The sequence below is a fragment of the Nostoc sp. FACHB-892 genome, from assembly GCF_014698795.1.
GTDB lineage: Bacteria > Cyanobacteriota > Cyanobacteriia > Cyanobacteriales > Nostocaceae > Nostoc.
The window spans coordinates 258,074-275,627 of record NZ_JACJTR010000001.1; the positions used below are offsets into that span (position 1 = coordinate 258,074).

Annotated in this window: 17 protein-coding genes; 10 read left to right on the plus strand and 7 right to left on the minus strand. The window is 41.7% G+C overall.

What is annotated here, in order from left to right; translation table 11 throughout:
* Positions 1-177: 177 nt before the first annotated feature.
* Positions 178-720 carry an SMC-Scp complex subunit ScpB gene (gene scpB / locus H6G96_RS01055; protein WP_190909521.1) on the plus strand — a complete coding sequence of 181 codons (543 nt, stop codon included), beginning with the start codon at positions 178-180 and terminating at the stop codon, positions 718-720.
* A gap of 145 nt (positions 721-865) precedes the next feature.
* Entirely contained in the window at positions 866-1,213 is a 348-nt protein-coding gene (locus H6G96_RS01060; RefSeq protein WP_190729448.1) for a DUF760 domain-containing protein, read from the plus strand.
* Between the two features lie 292 nt (positions 1,214-1,505).
* On the opposite strand, the gene H6G96_RS01065 is transcribed toward H6G96_RS01060, so the two are convergent.
* The gene (locus tag H6G96_RS01065; RefSeq protein WP_190909522.1) at positions 1,506-2,714 is read right to left on the minus strand and encodes an HhoA/HhoB/HtrA family serine endopeptidase; all 1,209 of its coding nucleotides are present in this window, start codon (positions 2,712-2,714) and stop codon (positions 1,506-1,508) included.
* A gap of 263 nt (positions 2,715-2,977) precedes the next feature.
* Between H6G96_RS01065 and H6G96_RS01070 the strand changes: the two genes are divergently transcribed.
* Positions 2,978-3,871: a M23 family metallopeptidase gene (locus H6G96_RS01070; RefSeq protein WP_190909523.1), complete on the plus strand. Its 894-nt coding sequence runs from the start codon at positions 2,978-2,980 to the stop codon at positions 3,869-3,871.
* Between the two features lie 90 nt (positions 3,872-3,961).
* Here the strand turns inward: H6G96_RS01070 and H6G96_RS01075 are convergent, their stop codons facing one another.
* Positions 3,962-4,996, minus strand: a complete 1,035-nt coding sequence (locus H6G96_RS01075) for an isochorismatase (RefSeq protein WP_190909524.1) — start codon at positions 4,994-4,996, stop codon at positions 3,962-3,964.
* 466 nt (positions 4,997-5,462) lie between these two features.
* On the opposite strand from H6G96_RS01075, the gene ispG reads away from it, so the two are divergent.
* The gene (gene ispG, locus H6G96_RS01080) at positions 5,463-6,689 is read left to right on the plus strand and encodes a (E)-4-hydroxy-3-methylbut-2-enyl-diphosphate synthase (RefSeq protein WP_190909525.1); all 1,227 of its coding nucleotides are present in this window, start codon (positions 5,463-5,465) and stop codon (positions 6,687-6,689) included.
* A gap of 263 nt (positions 6,690-6,952) precedes the next feature.
* Positions 6,953-8,236, plus strand: a complete 1,284-nt coding sequence (ctpC, locus tag H6G96_RS01085) for a carboxyl-terminal processing protease CtpC (RefSeq protein ID WP_190909526.1) — start codon at positions 6,953-6,955, stop codon at positions 8,234-8,236.
* 161 nt (positions 8,237-8,397) lie between these two features.
* Here ctpC and H6G96_RS01090 read toward each other — a convergent pair whose 3' ends face one another.
* Positions 8,398-8,583 carry a transposase gene (locus tag H6G96_RS01090; RefSeq protein WP_190909527.1) on the minus strand — a complete coding sequence of 62 codons (186 nt, stop codon included), beginning with the start codon at positions 8,581-8,583 and terminating at the stop codon, positions 8,398-8,400.
* A gap of 67 nt (positions 8,584-8,650) precedes the next feature.
* On the opposite strand from H6G96_RS01090, the gene H6G96_RS01095 reads away from it, so the two are divergent.
* The 3 genes from H6G96_RS01095 to H6G96_RS01105 all read left to right on the plus strand — a co-directional run bounded on the left by H6G96_RS01095 (position 8,651) and on the right by H6G96_RS01105 (position 10,824).
* Complete coding sequence (locus H6G96_RS01095; RefSeq protein WP_190909528.1) at positions 8,651-8,806, plus strand: hypothetical protein; 156 nt, start codon at positions 8,651-8,653, stop codon at positions 8,804-8,806.
* Between the two features lie 124 nt (positions 8,807-8,930).
* Positions 8,931-9,425, plus strand: coding sequence for a DUF6174 domain-containing protein (locus H6G96_RS01100; RefSeq protein ID WP_190909529.1), 495 nt, complete (start codon positions 8,931-8,933; stop codon positions 9,423-9,425).
* Between the two features lie 559 nt (positions 9,426-9,984).
* A complete protein-coding gene (locus H6G96_RS01105) occupies positions 9,985-10,824 on the plus strand; it encodes a DNA/RNA non-specific endonuclease (RefSeq protein WP_190909530.1) in 840 nt (279 codons plus the stop codon).
* A gap of 80 nt (positions 10,825-10,904) precedes the next feature.
* Here the strand turns inward: H6G96_RS01105 and H6G96_RS01110 are convergent, their stop codons facing one another.
* The 3 genes from H6G96_RS01110 to H6G96_RS01120 form a co-directional block, all read right to left on the minus strand.
* A complete protein-coding gene (locus H6G96_RS01110) occupies positions 10,905-11,297 on the minus strand; it encodes a nuclease A inhibitor family protein (RefSeq protein WP_190909956.1) in 393 nt (130 codons plus the stop codon).
* A gap of 113 nt (positions 11,298-11,410) precedes the next feature.
* On the minus strand, positions 11,411-12,061 hold the full coding sequence (locus tag H6G96_RS01115; protein WP_190909531.1) for a Uma2 family endonuclease: 651 nt from the start codon (positions 12,059-12,061) through the stop codon (positions 11,411-11,413).
* A gap of 811 nt (positions 12,062-12,872) precedes the next feature.
* Entirely contained in the window at positions 12,873-13,769 is an 897-nt protein-coding gene (locus tag H6G96_RS01120) for a prohibitin family protein (protein ID WP_190909532.1), read from the minus strand.
* 197 nt (positions 13,770-13,966) lie between these two features.
* Between H6G96_RS01120 and H6G96_RS01125 the strand changes: the two genes are divergently transcribed.
* Positions 13,967-14,182, plus strand: coding sequence for a hypothetical protein (locus tag H6G96_RS01125; protein ID WP_242063133.1), 216 nt, complete (start codon positions 13,967-13,969; stop codon positions 14,180-14,182).
* 104 nt (positions 14,183-14,286) lie between these two features.
* On the opposite strand, the gene H6G96_RS01130 is transcribed toward H6G96_RS01125, so the two are convergent.
* Positions 14,287-16,356 carry an elongation factor G gene (locus tag H6G96_RS01130; protein WP_190909533.1) on the minus strand — a complete coding sequence of 690 codons (2,070 nt, stop codon included), beginning with the start codon at positions 16,354-16,356 and terminating at the stop codon, positions 14,287-14,289.
* Between the two features lie 264 nt (positions 16,357-16,620).
* Between H6G96_RS01130 and H6G96_RS01135 the strand changes: the two genes are divergently transcribed.
* Positions 16,621-17,541 carry a tetratricopeptide repeat protein gene (locus H6G96_RS01135; RefSeq protein WP_190909534.1) on the plus strand — a complete coding sequence of 307 codons (921 nt, stop codon included), beginning with the start codon at positions 16,621-16,623 and terminating at the stop codon, positions 17,539-17,541.
* The last annotated feature ends 13 nt before the right edge of the window (positions 17,542-17,554 follow it).

Consider the following 17,554-nt stretch of genomic DNA (forward strand, 5'->3'; position numbering starts at 1 on the left):
GCAGGGGAGGTAGGGGGAGAATAAAAATTATCTTTTTCCCCTCTGCCTCTTCCCAATGCCCCAATTGAAAGTTTCAAACAATATTTTGACAATTTACGATATAATGCCACACACTTGTTGATTGTTAGTTGTCATGTACTAATGACCAATGACCAATGACCAATGACTAATGACTAAATGATTACAGCCATAGCGACGAAGATAGAAGCAATTCTGTATTTAAAGGGTAAACCCTTGTCGCTCGGCGAAATTGCCGAGTATGCCGCGTGCGATCGCGCTGCTGTCAAGGAAGGGATAATTGAACTAATGGACAACTATGCCCACCGAGATAGCGCCTTAGAGGTAATAGAAACCCCAGATGGTTACAGTTTGCAACTCCGGTCTGACTTTCATGATTTGGTGCAAACGATGATACCAGTAGAGTTGGGTGTAGGTGCATTGCGGACTTTAGCTGCGATCGCCCTTAATAGTCCCATACTCCAAAGCGATTTGATTAATCTACGCGGTTCAGGAGTATATCAACACGTTCCAGAACTCGTCGAACTTGGTTTCATCCGAAAGCGTCGAGACAGCGATTCTCGCTCCTATTCACTCCAGGTAACCCCGAAATTTCATCAGTATTTCCAAATCGAACAACTCCCGCAAATACTTTCCAATAGCCAGAAGGAAGAACAACTAGAACTAGAACTAGAACTAAAGGGAGTGGGGAGTGGGAACTAGGGAGTGGGGAGTGAGGCGGATGAGGGAGACAAACAAAATAAACAGTGCCCCACTCCCCTCCTCTTGACTTATACCTATGGTCAATGCGCTACCCTTGTACTATGGTTTAGAGTAGAGTTAGCAATTAAGCTAAATAAAACTGCCAATGGTGTTTAATCCTGACTTTTTGAATGACAACTCTGAGGAACACCCTAATCAACTTCTCTCCGATCACTCTGAGCAATACCCCAATCAGTTACTCAAATATTTACAGCATCAGTCTCCTGATGTTTTAGCGAGGATTGCTCAGTCTGCCAGCCCTGAAATTAAACAAATCATCTCGCAAAATGTCCAAGGGCTTGTGGGAATGCTCCCGGCTGAAAGTTTCAACGTGCAAATCACAACAGATCGGGAGAACTTAGCTGGGCTTCTAGCGTCGGCCATGATGACAGGGTATTTTCTGCGCCAGATGGAACAAAGAATGCAGTTAGAGCATTTGTCTAATGGTCAATAATCAATAGTCAGTAGTCAAACATTCTAAGACTATTGACCAAATAATTACTAATTCGTAATTCGTAATTAAAAAGGGTATAGCAGCCCACACTAAATTAAAAATTTAGTGGTCAACAAAACAGTGGAGAGTTCAAGCTTTTATAGCGGTTCCCATTCAGATGCGGTACAGGATTATATTGCAAGGTGTAGGGGCACGGGAGTGCCGTGCCCTTACGGGTGTACCTCACGTAAACGAGAACCGCTATACTAATTGCAACTACGAATTATCAATTATGAATTATGAATTATTTTGGCTACTTCCTTTCAGGATAAGCTCCTGATTGTACTTTGAAAGTTTGAATTTTACCGTTGCGGTTGACTTCGATAGCTATTATGTCCCCAACTTGGCTAGACTCTACCAGCTTCTGAACTTGGGCTGAGGTTTTGACTACTTTATCATTAACTTTTTGAATCACGTCTCCAGGAAGCAGCCCTCCACGCTTGGCTGGGGAATCATCTGTGACTCCTTTAATCACAATCCCGGCTTCCTGCTCAATGTTCAGTTGGTTTTCTTGATTAATCTGCTGTTTTTTGATGGGAGAAAGGTCTGCCATTTCAATACCCAAGAAAGGATGTTCCACACGCCCTTTGGTAAAAAGTTGATTTGCTATGCGAGCGGCAGTTTCAATGGGAATGGCGAAACCAAGTCCTTGAGCATCAGCACGGATGGCAGTGTTAACGCCAATCACTTCGCCTTGGGCGTTTAACAAGGGGCCACCAGAATTACCAGGGTTAATTGCGGCATCAGTTTGAATAAAGCTGACTCGCTTATCGGGGACACCGACTTGAGTGCTGGTGCGGTCTGTAGCGCTAATGATGCCGATAGTCACAGTATTATCTAAACCTAGAGGATTGCCAATAGCGATCGCCCATTGTCCTGGGATTAAGTTTTGCGAATTGCCCAGTTTCACAGTCGGTAAATGATCAGCTTTTATTTTCACTACTGCAACATCTGTCACCGAGTCAACTCCTACCACTTTCCCCTCTAAACTCCGACCATCCTTGAGGGTGACTTGTACTGTATCTGTATCTGCTACCACATGAGCGTTAGTGAGTAATTCTCCATCTTCGCTCAAAATAAATCCCGATCCTGTACCGCGTTCAATGCGTTCTTGGGGAATTGGTTGCTCATCCTCTCCAAAGAATCGTCGTAAGAGGGGATTTTTCAAAGCATCAGAGATAGGATTGGCGACTTTGCGAGTGGCATTAATTCGCACCACAGCCGGGCCAACTTTTTGCACTGCCGTCGCAATAAAATTCACATTATCGCCCCCAGTAGAACCAATCCCTCCATTAGAAGAATTTGGCACTACAGATTCTGGAGGCGAAGCCATTGTTACATTTTTTAACTGTTGAAACGAGGGGTTTTTTAGCAGGAGATAGCGACTGCCAAATATACCTACACCACAGCCGAACACCAATAAAAATAAATAAACCGACAGTTGCTTTAAGGATAACTTCATAATCATTCTGCTTAAGGACAGAAATGCAGTTGCTAACTTCTAAGTGTAGTCAAGCTAACGATAAGTGGATAGATCAATTTATGAGGAATTAAGTATTGGGTATTGGGCATGGGGCAAAAGAAGCAGAGGGGTAGGGGGCAGGGAGCAAGGGGGAAAATTAAAATTACCTCTTTCCCCTCTGCTCCCTGCTCCCTGCTCCCCACTCCCCACTTTCCAGACTCTCCATCTAAAATTTAAAGTTAATGCGCTTTTGATATGTATACATGATTTTACCCTTTCGTCAACTGTTTCTCTGTAGCTTAGTTAGCGCCTTAAGCCTAGTATCCATGTTGCCAAACACTAACAGCGCCAACGCTGCTGTAGATGGTTGTCCAACTCCAGCCCTATCTCGCTTCCAACGCCATAAAGTTGTTCGTGGCGAAACTTTGGAGAGGATAGCGCAGCGTTATAATCTCCTACCTACAACTATTATCGGCATGAATCCAGCTTTGCAGAGCGGTGCAATTGCAGCAGTTGGTAGTGTACTTCAAATTCCTCCCTACAATGGGATTGTAGTCGAAGTGCCTAGTGATCAAACTTGGCGACAAGTGGCGGCACAATATAAAGTTCGTGCTGATAGCCTTTTTGAAGTGAATGGCTGCCAACAAGACCCTAGAATTGTGTTTGTTCCGGGGGTAAATTGGTCGCCCAATGGTGTTGTAACTAAGTCCCCTTTGCCTACTGGTGGAAGTACGCCAAACCGCGCATCCTTGGCTGGATATCCTTTGGGGGAAGCTGCAAATGTGGGATTAGCTTATGGCTGGCAAATTAATCCTGTTACAAATGAAGTTTTTTTCCATAGTGGTGTTGATTTATTAGCACCAATTGGTACAAATGTGCAAGCGATCGCGCCTGGAACCGTAGCCTTTGCTAATGAGCAAGGTTCATATGGCAAGTTGGTCATTATTAATCACGCTGGCGGACTCCAAAGCCGCTACGCCCAGCTTGACAGCATTAAGGTTACTGTTGGTGAGCAAATAAACAAAGGCGACTTACTGGGAACAGTAGGTACTAGTGGACAACTAACCTCCAGTCAACCGCACCTCCATTTTGAAGTGCGTTCTAGCTCATCTCTGGGTTGGGTAGCAGAAGATCCAAAGGGTTATTTGAAGAAATGAGGAGTAGGAGACAAGGGAGCAGGGTAAGCAGGGTAAGCAGAGGAAGAACCATTATTTATGATTGTTTACCCATTTCCAATGCCCCATGCCCTATGCCCAACTCCCAAATTCGCTAGATTTTATGATATGCATTCCTGCCTCTGCAAATCTTGCAAATGCAGTATTTGCCTGTTCTGTATAGTCCACAACATCTGGAACGACAACGGGGGAAGTGCAATCTTCTAAAAGATAAATTTTTTGAGCAAGGGAAGCATCTACCTGTTTAATTTCTGTTAATAAATCGTCAATTGTCCAGGCAACACAGTGACTTTTAGCTTGGCCACCAATAATTACTGCATCATATTCTAAAAGTTGCTTTATCAGGCGCGTGTTCTTTTGGGCAAGTGGACGTTGCTCAAAATCTTCCAACACTTCTGGACGTAAAATAGAATAGTTCTCTGTTAAAGGGTTTTCACCTTTAATTTCAAATTGTGTCTGACTCTGACGAGCAATGCTGTGGAAAAATATGGCTTCTTCTACTGATGAAACTAAAGCATGACCGATACCGCCCAACATAGAATGATAAGGCCAAACGGTGAGGGGATATTTACCGTCTTGGCTGAGTTTTCTAATGTAATGATAAGCGTGTTTTTCTAGTAATTCATAATCTCCATTAGTAACACTGTCAGCAACTGCTGGGTTAACTTTCCAGATACCTTGTTCAATGTCTATTGGAGTGATGTTAGTCGCTGCTGGGGTAGGATGTTCTCCGGCGGCATTCACCCAAAAGATGGGATGGAAGATTTGCGTTACCGTGTGGGTATCTAGGGTGGGTACAATTTTTGTAATTTCTCCCAAGTTGCGATAGATAAACTCACACAATCTGACGTTATCATCCACTGCCCCATTTCCAGATTTTCCACCTACAAATAATTCAAATCCAGGGATGCAGAAGGTGTTTTGGACATCAATTAATAGTAAGCAAATCCGGCTTTTATCTAAAGATGCAGGTTTGATATCGTGTTGTTTTGCCCAGATTTCAGCTTCGGCGGCACGTTCTTGGTAAGGTACGCGCCAGACTTCGCCCACTTCTTCAGGGTTAAAGTGTGGGGGAATTAATAGTTGAGGGCTTATTTGGGTGTTCATAATTACAGCCGCTTTTATTCTGTAATAACATCTATAATTTCAATCCCGAAATTTTCTCAAGCCCACACTAAATAGTATATTTGTATTATTAGAACATAATTTTAGCGTTCGCGCAGCGTCTCGCAGAGAAGTTATCGCTCTTATGAACCGTGATATTACAGGTTAGTTCATAGAATTATGATAGTATTAGTAATATTTATGACTCAGCAATAAAGCGATCGCTTCCTTAAGCTTTTCTGTCAAACCTGCGCGATCGCTACTCAAGCTACTCAGTTAAAAGAATTTTTCAGCAATATATCTTTATAAATGAGCAAAACCGTTGAATTGCTCTTTCTTTCTTTGCCTGTGTTATTTTCCTTTTTTTTCTATATTAATCGTCCCAAAGAGCCACCACCTGTGGCAATCTGAGAAACAGAGATTTATCAAATCTGATATTTTAACGACAGCAAATTTACCTAATCAGGTTATGCAAACTCTCCCCATAGTAGATACTTCAAATACTACATCCAGCCAACCTACCTTTGACACAACTATTAAGCGGCGTAAAACTCGTCCCGTAAAGGTGGGAAATGTCACCATTGGCGGCGGCTACCCCGTTGTAGTGCAGTCGATGATTAACGAAGATACCCTTGATATTGATGGTTCCGTGGCTGGTATTCGTCGTCTGCACGAAATTGGCTGCGAAATTGTCCGTGTCACAGTGCCAAGTATGGCTCATGCGAAAGCTTTAGCAGAAATTAAACAAAAATTAATAAAAACTTACCAAGACGTGCCAATTGTGGCTGATGTCCATCACAACGGACTAAAAATCGCCGTGGAAGTTGCCAAGCACATAGAAAAAGTGCGGATTAATCCGGGGTTATATGTCTTTGAAAAGCCCAACGTCAATCGAACCGAGTATACTAAAGCCGAATTTGACGAAATTGGCGAAAAAATCCGCGAAACCCTAGAACCTCTAGTAGTTTCTTTGCGCGATCAAGGTAAATCGATGCGGATTGGGGTAAATCACGGTTCCCTCGCTGAAAGGATGCTATTTACCTACGGTGACACCCCAGAAGGCATGGTGGAATCTGCCATAGAATTTATTCGCATCTGTGAATCCTTGGATTTCCGCAACTTGGTAATTTCTATGAAAGCCTCACGAGTACCGGTGATGCTAGCCGCCTATCGCCTGATAGCCAAGCGCATGGATGAACTGGGTATGGATTATCCGCTACATTTAGGCGTTACGGAAGCCGGTGATGGCGAATACGGGCGAATTAAATCCACGGCTGGTATTGCTACCTTACTTGCTGATGGCATTGGCGATACAATTCGCGTCTCACTTACAGAAGCACCAGAAAAAGAAATTCCCGTCTGTTACAGCATTCTCCAGGCTTTGGGATTGCGAAAAACGATGGTGGAATACGTCGCTTGCCCTTCCTGTGGACGCACTTTGTTTAACCTAGAAGAAGTGCTACACAAAGTCCGGGAAGCCACTAAACACCTAACTGGTTTAGACATTGCAGTTATGGGTTGTATTGTCAATGGCCCTGGAGAAATGGCAGATGCCGACTATGGTTATGTTGGCAAGACACCTGGTTATATTTCTTTGTATCGTGGCAGAGAGGAAATCAAAAAAGTCCCAGAAGATAAAGGTGTAGAGGAATTAATTAACCTGATTAAAGCCGATGAACGCTGGGTAGAACCGTAAGAGAGCAGGGGGAGATGAGGGAGATGAGGGAGCAGGAAGCAGGGAGCAAGGGAGAAGAGTTTTCCCCTCTGCCCCCCGCACCCCGCCCCTCTGCCTCTTTTCCATGCCCTGTGTCCAAAAGTTTTGTATCTTTAGACCATTAAGTTCGCCGGATTGTCAAGTATTTTGTTTAAATTAGGGATACATACTCGGTCTGTACAGTGGTGGCCTGTGTTAGATTGAGCATACTGACTATATATTTTCCCTCTGACGCAGCTGTCATTATGGTGATTACAAAAAGTAGGCTTGTTTTGGGTGCTACGGTAGTGACACTCTCAACGATCGCTGTTACTAGCCTTGGCATTCACTCGCGAGGTCAGGCTTTATTTAAAGCAAGTCCCAAAGAATTAGTAGATGAAGTTTGGCAAATTGTTCAACGCCAATATGTAGACGGTACTTTTAATCAGGTAGATTGGCAGGCTGTTCGTAAGGAATACTTAAGCAAGTCCTACAGTAATCCGCAGGAAGCGTATAAGTCCATTCGGGAAATGCTCAAAAAGCTAGAAGACCCGTACACCCGGTTTATGGACCCAGCGGAATTCAAGAATATGCAAGTGGATACCTCTGGAGAACTGACAGGGATTGGGATCACGATCAGCCAGGATGAAAAAACCAAGCAATTGGTTGTAATTGCGCCAATCGAAGATACACCAGCTTTTAAAGCTGGTGTTTTGGCAAAAGATATCATTCTCAAAATCGACAATAAAAGTACCAAGGGGATGGATACTAATCAGGCAGTATCCCTGATTAGAGGTGAAGCAGGATCGAAAGTCACCTTAACGATTCAGCGCAATGGTCAGACAAAACAGTTTGACATCAAAAGAGCGCGGATTGAAATCCATCCAGTTAAATACTCCCAAAAGAAAACTCCAGCAGGTAACCTTGGCTACATTCGTTTGAATCAGTTCAGTGCCAATGCTAGTAAAGAAATGCAAACCGCTATCAGAGATTTAGAAAGCAAACGGGTAGCTGGATATATCCTTGATCTGCGCAGTAATCCAGGTGGCTTGCTCTTCTCTAGTATAGATATTGCCCGGATGTGGCTGAATAAAGGCACAATTGTTTCCACCATTGACCGCCAAGGTGAGCGAGAGCGAGAAGTGGCAAACGGACGCGCTCTGACAAACAAACCGTTGGTAATATTAGTAGATAAAGGTTCAGCCAGTGCTAGCGAAATCCTTTCAGGAGCGTTGCAGGACAACAAACGTGCAACGTTGGTAGGAACTCAAACCTTTGGTAAGGGATTAGTGCAATCTGTACGTCCACTAGAAGATGGCTCAGGATTAGCGGTGACAATTGCTAAATACCATACGCCTAATGATAGAGATATTAATAAGCATGGTATTGATCCAGATATAAAAGTGGATTTGACAGATGCCCAGCGACAGGATTTGTGGCTCAACGAACGTGACAAACTTGCTACCCTAAAAGACCCTCAATTTGCTAAAGCAGTGGAGGTTATAGGTAAAAAAATTGCTGCTCAGGGCGCAGCCACGGCAGAAAAATGAAAAGTTAGGAATAAAGTTAGGAGTGAATAGTGAGGAGTTAGGAATAAAAATCATCATTAGACACTTCTGAAACAGAATGTAGAGACGTTGCATTGCAACGTCTCTACAAACGTTTAAGGTAACCATTGTCAACTTTTAACTCCTAACTTTTAACTCCTAACTTAAACTGGTTGGCACTTTCCAGCCCTAATAAGTCCTACACGCCGAGCGATCGCTTCTTCTTGCGAACTAAAAGGCCCCCATTGTTCTACAATCTCTAGATTATCGTCTCCAACTTTGTCGCTGGGGACAATTTTGCAATTACCAGCAGAATGCTTGACAATATACCAAACTTGTGAATCATTCATGCTTAAAATAAAAAATTTGTTTTTTACAGTAAAAATTTTACGACATAGAGAAAATATTTTCGCACATATGCGTGACGTACCACTTTCCTGCGGGACGCTACGCGAACGTGGAAGCAAGCTATGCAAAGCGTCTCGCGGTGAAGGCGATCTGCGCCAACGCGCCGGATCTGATTTAGCTATAGACTTAAGACTACACTCACCAACCAGTTTTGTACAGTCATAAATTTGCTATTTGCTCTTGACTAACCACTGAATAATTTTAATAAAAATATAAAGTGTACTTAAACAAATAGATAAATTCATATATATAATACATATATAATACTTTTGAAACTTCATAGATGGATATGCGTTTACCTATCATTATCAGTGCCGGGTTATTGCTATCTTTTGGACTGAACTTACCAGTAATGTCCAAATCTCCCGTAGAGATAGCACAATCGTCAGCGAGTAAGAATTTGAATCTAAGGCGATTAACTTTTAATCGCAATTTGTGGAATCAGCAAAATATTTCCAACTATCGTTATACAGCTAGCAATAGTTGCTTTTGTATAAGCGATGCTAGGGGCCCAGTAGTAATTGAAGTACGTAATGGTAAAACAACTTCCGTCACTTCTGTAGCTACAGGTCAACCAGTTAATCCAGAATTTTTCCAAAATTACAACACAATTCCTAAGCTGTTTGATGTGATTCAAGATGCTATCAACCGTCAAGCCTTCAGCCTGGATGTGCAATATAGTGCTAGATTCGGCTATCCAACTCAAATTAATATTGATTACAACAGTCAGATAGCTGATGAAGAAAAATATCTCACTATTGAGAATTTTAAGGTAATTAAATAGCCGCCGCTGTAATCAGAAAGTTAGACATTAAGGCAATAGGTATGCTCACCTTCATTATTAGACATTTTGCATAAATGCTTAAATTGTCATGTTGAGCGGAGTGAAACATCTGGTAAGATTCTTTTTTCCACTGCATTCCGATCAGAATGACATTCCTGATTTTTTGACTTTTGTAAGAGGTCTATTAACTGCTGACGTTCAAGTTTCTATCTGCCCCTGTACGAACGTCTCAAATGAAAAGGCGATACCTGCGTACCTTGCTTCCGCAGGCATCGCCTTAATTTATCCCATAAATTAAATTTTCTCTAAAAAAAAGATTGTCGTTGCCGATTAGATGTATAAATGTTGGTGTAGAGATGGGAAATTTGGAGCCTAGGCGTAGCCTGCCGTAGGCATCGCCCCTCATGAAGATACTGCTAAAGTAGTGATTTATTGATTGTTAACTCTTGCCGATCACTACATATTTACCATTACAAAAATAATGATTTTTGTATCACTGGATGCTTGATATTCAAGTGAAGAACTCAGACACTGTTTTTGTCATCAAAAGTGCAAAAATGTGAAAAAAATCAAGATTTTCAAGTTTTTACTACCATTTGTGGCGGTAGTTTTATTCATAATTGGGTTGGCAGAGATTGTACCAGCCCAGTCATCAGAAAGTGTTCACCTAACCCTTGGCAACCCAAGCAATGCTGGAACTTTCAACCTAAATAACTACTTGCTAGTCAAACCACAGTATGTAATTGGTTACAACTGCGGAACAGGTAGAGCAAATTGGGTGTCTTGGCAATTGAATAGTAGTTGGTTAGGTAGCACATCAAGGCAAGATAATTTCCGGGCTGATACAACCCTTCCTTCTGGGTGCTATCAAGTTCAATCTACCGATTTTAGTGGAAGTGGGTTTGATCGTGGTCACATGACACCTAGTGGTGACAGGACTAGTAGTGTTAACAATAATTCTGCCACCTTTTTGATGAGCAACATGATTGCTCAAGCCCCAGATAACAATCAGGGGATTTGGGCAAACCTAGAGGAATATGCCAGAACTTTAGTAGGACAGGGTAAAGAACTCTACATCATATCTGGTGGATATGGGATGGGCGGTACTGGTTCTAATGGAAGGTTCTATACAATAGCTAATGGACGGGTTCAAGTCCCTAATAGAACCTGGAAAATTATTGTTGTCCTCGATACTCCAGGTTCAGCCCTTGCTGGCGTGACAAACAGTACGAGAGTCATTGCTGTAAATATTCCCAATATACAAGGGGTGCGAACAGCGAATTGGAGAAACTATCGGGTTAGCGTTGACTCATTAGAATCCTTAACTGGATACAATTTTCTCTCACAAGTCTCTACATCTATTCAGTCTGTAATAGAAGCGCGAATCGATAATTTATAAGTTTAGATGATTTCAAAAATGAGAAAGCCTAGCCATCTATACGGCTAGGCTTTTATTTAGAGAAATTTCCAACCTGCTTACTAGGTTTCAACCAGTTTTGTTACTACTCCAGCTAAGTCACCATCTTTAGTTTGTCCTATGATGTAAGCATCAATATTTATTTGTCCAACACGATAAACGCTGATGTCACTAAGATTATCTTTAAGCGTCTGGACAAGTGTTTGAAATTTTTTAACATCTTTTTTCTGTAATTCATTGTGCCACTCTTGCTCAAATGCACAATTACGAAAGAGGTAGTCCAAGTCTACTACTTCAACTGGCTGGTCTTGAGAACCTGTTAGCTGTAATATTTTTTCTTGTGTTGCAGGTGCAGCACCTTCCCACTGAACAACATCGAAAGGGTAATCTGACTCGCTCATCATTAACAAGCCAGTACTAGCTTCCTTTAGTTTTTCGACAATCTCGTCGTTCATAGTCATCAGTTTTTAGCAACGCTCATACTGTATCATTCAGCCAGCAGCAAGGTGCGAATAAGACAACTCGACTATTGGGTATGAGATTTTGGGCGGATGGAGCAACAATTACATTAAGTTAGATTAATTTGCTTTCTTATCCATTGACGAAATGCTCTAAGCGTTGGACTTCTACCTAAAGTTTGGCTCTGTTCGACAAACCGGGGAATTACTTCAATAATGAACAAGTTGGGAAAAGTAGAACTAATTTTAGACTCAATGTATTTGCCATCCTGAAGAATATTAATTTGTAGTTTGCCATCTTCATATCGCCATAGTTCAGGAACTTGCAAAGCTTCGTAAGCATCCAGTTGAGTTTTGGAAGTAACATCAACTTCAATTGCTAAGTCGGGTGGCGGATCAATCGTCAAGTCTATTCGCTCTTTACCAATCATTTGAGCATGATTTTGAATGTAGAAAGAATCATCAGGCTCTACACCAAAAGCCATATCTTCACGTTTAAAGGTGGTTGAGCCAAATGTTTCACAGTTAATTTCTAACTCCTCCAGCAGAATTTTCACCAAATCCCCAATGATGACTTTGGCTTTCTCATGCTTCGGTAATGGCATTCTCATCTCCAAAGTTCCGTGGCTGTAAGCCAATCGAGAGGTTCGATGCTCGCCAAGTTCTTCTAAAATTGCCTCAAATTCTTGCCACTTAACATCGTGGACTATTACTCTATGTCCCGGCGGAACACTTAATTGTCGTAATTGAAGTGTTACCATTATTTACCATTGAAATTTCACGTTGAAGCTTGCAAAAGCCAATATAAGACTATTGTAGCAAGGAATAATGTTGCGCTACCAAACTTGTAACAAGATATACAAAAAAGAAGTGCTGTTACTTGAGCTATATTTCAGGGAAAACTATAAATATAGCTTCTGTATTAGAACAAAATTGAGAAATATTTATGGATTTAAATAGATGAATTTGGACTAAAAACGTAAAACCTATAGATGATGAAATTTGAGCTTATGAAAACATAGATACTATATATACAGACTTAAAGATTTTTGCTTTACATTGAAGAAACTTAAAGATGAATTTAATATTTATCGTATCGTTCAGGTGGTTTGGATGACGGATAATTAGAATCATCCTCCAGATAAGAATACAGTATTTGGTTATGATATTAAATTTCCTCCCAATGTAAAAGCAATCAAATTGGAAAATATACACGCATTCCAAGAACGGTGGAACGCAGAAGGATTAACGTTTCAACAGCACGTTCAAAAAGAATTGAATATTCATTAACAAACAAAAAGCCCTGCATTTAAAGTTGCAGGACTTTGATTTTAATATAGATGCAAGATTACTTGCCGTTGCTGTGAATGACATGTTCAGCAGTTTTTCCGGTACTTCTTGGAGATGGTTATATTCCCAGTCGAAGGAAGCAATGCCAAGAATGAGCGATCGCTACTACAAATAATGTATGGTGTTAAGCATCTTTTTCATAGAATTAAAATTCTGTCAAGTAAAATTCCTAAGCAGATTTATATTGAACCACGTCAAGAGCATTGACCTGATAAGAAAATTTTACGGTTTTGAGGTTCCTGTTTCTGGCTGGATCATAATAGGCAAACTGCTTTTTTCAGAACCAATAATTACAAGCTTAGAATTATTAGATTGAGCTAGCTTTTCTGTGGCTTCAATCGCTCGCAATTGTAGCACTTGGTTGCTAAGTCCACCAGAAATAATTTTTTGGGAATCAGCTATACCTCGCGCTTCAATACGCTTTCGTTCTGCCTCTTGACGCTCTTTTTCTAAAACAAATTTCATCTGCTGGTTTTCTTGCTCTGTCTTGAGTTTGTTTTGAATTGCAGCTTGTAGAGTATCAGGCATTTTGACGTTTCGTAAAAGAGCTTCCTCAACGATGAAACCCAAAACTGGTATCTCTTGGGTGAGCTGTTGGTCAATTTTTTGGGCGATTTCTTGGCGTTTGGTAGAGTAAATAGCACTGGCTGGGTAGTTTGCCGTGATGGCGCGGACAGTAGAGCGGAATCTGGAAATTACCAGTTGTGTTTCATCAGTTCCAATTGTTTTATATACTGTAGCTGCCTTTTGCGGATCGAGCTTGTACTGAAGACTGACATCAAGATTTAGGCTCAAACCTTCTTGGGATGTTACATCTACATTTTCCTTTACATCCTTAATGCGAGTGGAAAAATTCAGCACTTTGTTAAAGGGATTAAGCAAGTGAACACCAGGATTAAGAGTAGTTTCGGAAACTTCGCCAAACAAGTTGACGACACCGACATTGCCTGGTGGGACAATCACCAAAAGCCTAGAAATAGAATTCAGGACTGCAATACTGCTAATCAATATCATAATTGTGCGTATTGCTAAACGTGACTTTTCACCGGATATCTTACTTGTATTGAGATAAACGAGAATTGCAATTAGGCTAGTTAAAAGCGAGACTATAAAGCCCATAAGTTTTTTCTGTGTAATTAAGAGGAATATACTTAATCACATAATTCCCAAATACTTTTATGAAACTAATACCATTTCACGCAAGTTAGCGGTTTACGAATCATTTTACAGATTAAATAAAGATTTCCGAGTTCTGAAAGAAGTTGGGAATCTCGACTCGGCATTCGCTTTTAACTCCTGCTGAGGCGCTGGTGCGAATGCGTAACTATTTAGCTGCTTGCCATGCCGTTGATATTACACGGCTCATTTCTTTAGAAGCAATTCGCGGCGTGGAAACCCATCACTTCGGGTTTTGGGACGCGCAAATTTGGGCAACGGCGCGACTCAACCAAATTGAAGAAGTTTATACTGAGGACTTCGCATCAGGTGCGACGATTGAGGGGGTGCGGTTTACGAATCCTTTTATAAATTGAAAAAGATTCCCAACTTCTCTAACAAGTCGGGAATCTTAGCTTTGGAGCGATGCCTACGACAGGCATTGCCTACGCTACTCTACAATTAATCCAAAAATTCAAAATTACTTGCCGTTGCCGTTACCGCCATTACCATTGCTGTGAATGACGCGTTCGGCGAGTTTTTCTGGTACTTCCTGGAGATGGTCATATTCCCAATGGAAAGAACCAACGCCCAAGGTGAGCGATCGCAGCTCTACAATAAAGTTTTGCATCTCTGCTTGTGGCAAGTATGCAGAGATATTATCCCAGCCTTGCCAATCGTTTCTGCCTTCATAGCCTAAAATTTGCCCCCGTCTACCACTCAATAGTTGCAGCACTTTGGAAGTAAATTCGCTAGGTGTAGTCACTTCCACCCGCAGAATTGGTTCTAACAGGGTAGGTTCTGCTTGGGGTATTCCCGTTTGCATTGCCAATCGGGCAGCTTGTTTAAAGGCTTGTTCGGAACTGTCAACGTTATGATAAGAACCATTAGTCAGAGTTACCGCCAAATCCACCATTGGAAAGCCCAAAGGCCCATGTGTCAGAAATTCCCGCACGCCCATTTCCACCCCAGGAATATACTGTTTGGGAACCACACCGCCGACAATAGTTTCATTAAAGTTGAAACCTGTACCGCGTGGTAGGGGTTTGATGTCGAGAAAAACATCACCAAACTGTCCATGACCACCGCTTTGGTGCTTGTAGCGCCCATGAATTGAAGCCACTGTTTTACGGATGGTTTCTTTGTAAGGCACTTGCGGTAAATGAGTTGTCATCGGCAAGTTATATTTGCGGCGCAGTCTATCTAGGGCGACTTGTAAATGAATCTCGCCTTGTCCCCACAAGATAACTTCGTGAGTATCGCCGTGTTGTTCCCAAGCAAGTGAACAGTCTTCTTCTAATAACTTGGTGATGGCACCGCTAAGTTTGACTTCATCGTTGCGCTTTTCTGGTGTAATGGCGAGGGCATACACTGGTTCCAACTCTACAGCTTTGGGTAATTTTATTGCCGACTGCTGTTCTGTGGAGATTGTATCGCCTGTCTTGATTCCTTCTAAACGGCTCAATGCGACAATTTCACCAGCATTAACTTGGTTAACTGACTGCTGTTGTTGTCCCATAAGGCGGTAAATTCCACCAGTGCGAATGCCATTGAGGACAATACCATCAGTTAATTTGCCCCGCCAAACACGCACGAGGGAGAGTTTGCCACCTTGAGGAGTGTAGTAAGTTTTTAATACCTGCGCTAGAGGTGTATCACCTTTTATGTTTTTTAAACGACGTTCTGCTGTGGTTTCTGGTTCGGGGGCTTCCCGTAACAAGGCTTCTAATAAAGGTCTAACACCATAATCTTGTTCTGCTACACCAAAGAAAACGGGCACTACTAAATCTGCCCCTAATTCCATTTTTAAATCTTTGAGGATTTCTTCTTGAGGAGGTTCGATGTCTTCTAAAAGTTCTTCGAGTAAATGGTCGTCAAAATTTGCTAAGGCTTCGAGCATTTCTACCCGCGCTATATGTTCTTCTTCTTTTAAACTTTCGGGGAAGGGAATGGGGTCAGCAGGTGCGCCTGGATGGTATTGATATGCCTGTTCGCTCACCATATCGATAAAGCCGGTGAGTTGTTCCCCGTTCATGATGGGATATTGATGCGCTACCAGGGGACGGCTAGATACTGCTTTCAGGGCGTGCAACGTTTCCAAAACGTGAATATTTGCCCGATCCATTTTGTTGACGAAGACGAGGTGGGGAATTTCCCAATCGTCGAGGAATTTAAATAGAGGAGCGAGGGTGAGGACGCGTAGGCTTTGCCCGCCGAAGGCATCGCGGATGGGTTCGCAAACTACAATTGCCGCATCAACTCCCATTAAAGCATTGTACGTTTCTTGGGCAAATTCTACACTTCCCGGACAGTCAATAAAGGTAAAGCGGATGTCGTTATACTCAGTGTTAGCGGCGCTGACTTCTACACTCATGTGGCGATCGCGCGACTCGGCAGAACTGTCTCCGACTGTATTGCTATCCTTAACACTCCCTTTGCGAGAAATTGCCCCTGTGACAAATAACAAGCTTTCTAGTAAAGTGGTTTTTCCACTTAAATAAGGCCCGACAATTGCAACATTCCGCGAACCCGATTTTACTTTTTCGTTCATAAAACCTCCCTTGCGGTAAGTGTTTCCTAACCGCATGATTCTGTATGTATCAGGGATAAAAAATGCTTCTCTGGAGTCAAAATTACCCCTTCTTTAATTTGTTATTATGCTCCTTTTAATCTAAATTTAAAAAAATTGTAGCCTGTCGTAAGATTCAGCTTAAGAAAAGTTAACTATCACAAACTTTCATAGCAAAATAAAAATTTTTGTAAAAAACTTTTTATAAAGTAAATTTAACTGAAAGTGTTGCAAGTCAAAAAATCAATGGGAAAATCATTCTTTAAATATCGCATAGCCGGGTTAGTAAGTTTGATGCTGCTTGTTAGCATTTCCTCCCCCTCTGTTTCTCTATCTGCTCCTGTCGCTTCAAAGCTGGCACAATCTAATGGTAAAACTGCTATAGACTGGTTAAACCAAGGCTTACAGGCAATTCAGGCGGGAAAGGTACAAGATGCGATCGCAGCCTTTAAACAAGCAACTCAATTAGATCCGACATTAGCACCAGCACACTATAATTTAGGATTAGCATTTCGACAAACTGGACAATTACAACCCTCTGCGGATGCATTTTATCGAGCGACGCAAGCCGATCCTAAATTTGCTCCAGCTTTTGCTAATTTAGGTGGGGCATTATTAGAAGGCAATAATTTACAGTTAGCTAACGATTACTTGCAACGCTCCTTAGAACTTGACCCTAAACTAGGATTTGCCCACTATAATTTGGGATTAGTACAAGGACAGCAACGAAATTGTGAGCGAGCGATTGCATCTTTTAGAAAAGCCATAGAATATAGCAAAAATGCACCAGAACCTCCTTACCACATTGGGATGTGTTATCTCCAACAAGGTAAACTCGATCAAGCAAGAGATGCCTTTAATCAGGCAGTGAAAATTAATCCGAAATATCCAGAAGCTTACTACAATCTCGGCTCAATTTGGTTTCAGCAACGCAAATTACAAGAGGCGTTAGAGGCTTTTAGAAAATCAGCCGAAGCTAACTCTAACTATCCTAATGCTTATTATGGTGCAGGGTTAGTTTTTATGCAGTTACAACAATATGGAGATGCAGTGCAAGTATTGCAATTTGCTAGAGATTTATATAATGCTCAGAAAAATCCCCAGTGGGCAAAAAATGCTGAACAATTGTTGCAACAGGCACAAAATTTAAATTACCAACCTCGCTGAGGCAAAAAAACTT